A 2287-nucleotide genomic window follows, 5' to 3' on the forward strand; every position below is an offset into this window, starting at 1 on the left:
ATCGTCCCAATGTTCACGTGCGGCTTCTTCCGCTCGTATTTCGCCTTCGCCATACCCCTACTCCCTTCCTGATTCAGCGATCACTATTTCTTAATGATGGCTTCCGCAATATTCTTGGGAACCTGGTCGTAACGATCAAACTCCATGCTATACGTCGCACGCCCCTGAGTCCGAGACCGAAGGTCCGTGGCATAACCAAACATTTCCATTAGCGGAACAACTGCATCAATTGCCTGAGCGCCGGCTCGGACTTTCATGCCCTGAACCTTGCCTCTCCGCCCATTCAGATTTCCAATGACATCACCCATGAACTCCTGAGGAACCAACACCTCAACCTTCATGATTGGTTCAAGTAGAACGGGATCTGCTTTCTTACAGGCATCAGAAAAACCCATTGAGGCGGCAATCTTAAACGCCATTTCATTCGAGTCAACATCATGATACGACCCGTCAATGACCGTAACCTTCACATCCCGGAGTGGATAACCAGCAACGACACCAGTCTCCATTCTTTCCCGAACACCCTTTTCGATAGCCGGAATATACTCCCTCGGGATTGCCCCTCCCACAGTCTTATTGACGAATTCAAGCCCCTTACCAGGCTCGGAAGGCTCAACAGTCAAGACAACATGCCCATACTGCCCACGTCCTCCGGTCTGCTTGATATACTTTGACTCAGCCTCAGCCTTTCGCCTGATCGTTTCCCTGAATGCCACTTCAGGCTTTCCAACGTTGGCCTCGACCTTGAATTCACGCAACATTCGATCGACAATAATCTCGAGGTGCAACTCACCCATCCCTGCAATGATCGTCTGAGCCGTCTCCTCATCAGTTCGCACACGAAAAGAGGGATCTTCCTGCGCCAATTTCTGAAGCGCAAAGCCCATTTTTTCCTGGTCCTGTTTGGTTTTCGGTTCGATCGCCATCGCAATGACCGGTTCAGGGAACTTCATAACCTCAAGCAGCACTGGCTGCTTTTCATCCGCCAGAGTGTCTCCGGTAGTGGCCCCTTTGAGCCCCACGGCCGCCACAATATCTCCAGCATGAACCTCGTCGATTTCCTCTCGCTTATTGGCATGCATTTTCAGGAGACGACCGATTCTGTCCTTCGCCCCCTTGGTCACGTTTAAGACCGGAGTTCCGGTCTTAAGGGTTCCCGAGTAGACACGGAAGTAAGTCAACTGACCGGCAAATGGGTCAGACATGATCTTGAACGCCAATGCAGCAAAGGGTGCCGCATCATCAGACTTCCGCTCCACTTCTTTACCGCTATTAGGATCTACGCCCATAACGGGTGGAATATCCAACGGTGAAGGAAGGTAATCAACGACACCATCCAGGAGTTGCTGCACTCCCTTATTCTTGAATGCTGAACCACAAAGGACCGGCGTGATCTTCATCGAGATCGTCGCCGCCCGAATTGCCCGCATAACTTCCTCTTCCGTCAACGGATGACCGTTTAAATATTTCTCCATCACCTGATCATCAAACTCCGCGACGGCATCAAGCATTTTTTCTCGGTACTCTTTTGCTTGAGCGAGAAGATCGGAAGGAATCTCATCAACCTTATATTTCGCACCAAGAGTCTCGTCGTCGTAAAAGTACCCCTTCATCCTAACCAAATCGATAGAGCCGCGAAACTCAGCCTCACGACCAATTGGGATCTGAATCGGAACAGGCTTCGCCCCAAGCCGATCAATAATCGACTGAACGCTGCCATAAAAGTCAGCTCCAATCCGATCCATCTTATTCATAAAGGCAATCCGAGGAACATGGTATTTGTCAGCCTGGCGCCAAACCGTCTCAGACTGAGGCTCAACCCCCTGCACGGAGTCAAATGCTGCCACCGCCCCATCAAGCACACGGAGCGAGCGCTCCACCTCAATCGTAAAGTCTACATGCCCTGGTGTGTCAATAATATTAATCCGATGGTCACGCCAGAAACAGGTCGTCGCGGCAGCGGTAATAGTAATACCTCTCTCCCGCTCCTGCTCCATCCAATCCATCGTGGCCGCACCCTCATGAACCTCACCCAGCTTATGAGTCATTCCCGTGTAATAGAGAATCCGCTCAGTGGTCGTAGTCTTCCCTGCATCAATGTGAGCCATGATGCCAATGTTTCTTGTGTGATCCAGCGACGTTTGACGAGCCACTTCTACCCCTCTAAAAACAAATGTGCTGCAGATCAAGCCGCATCATACTGCTGCGATGTACGAGCACCCCGATCTGCGAATCGCAGCACGGCTCAACTGCAGCACAGAACGACGTTACCAGCGATAATGGGCGA

General features: G+C 51.2%; 1 protein-coding gene. It reads right to left on the minus strand.

Translation table 11 applies throughout. The features are described 5' to 3' along the window. Positions 1-83: 83 nt before the first annotated feature. Positions 84-2153, minus strand: coding sequence for an elongation factor G (gene fusA, locus ACMTNU_RS20460; RefSeq protein ID WP_413937140.1), 2070 nt, complete (start codon positions 2151-2153; stop codon positions 84-86). Positions 2154-2287 lie beyond the last annotated feature (134 nt).

Origin of the sequence: Nitrospira sp. BLG_1, from assembly GCF_047338595.1 — a bacterium.
Taxonomy (GTDB): domain Bacteria; phylum Nitrospirota; class Nitrospiria; order Nitrospirales; family Nitrospiraceae; genus Nitrospira_D.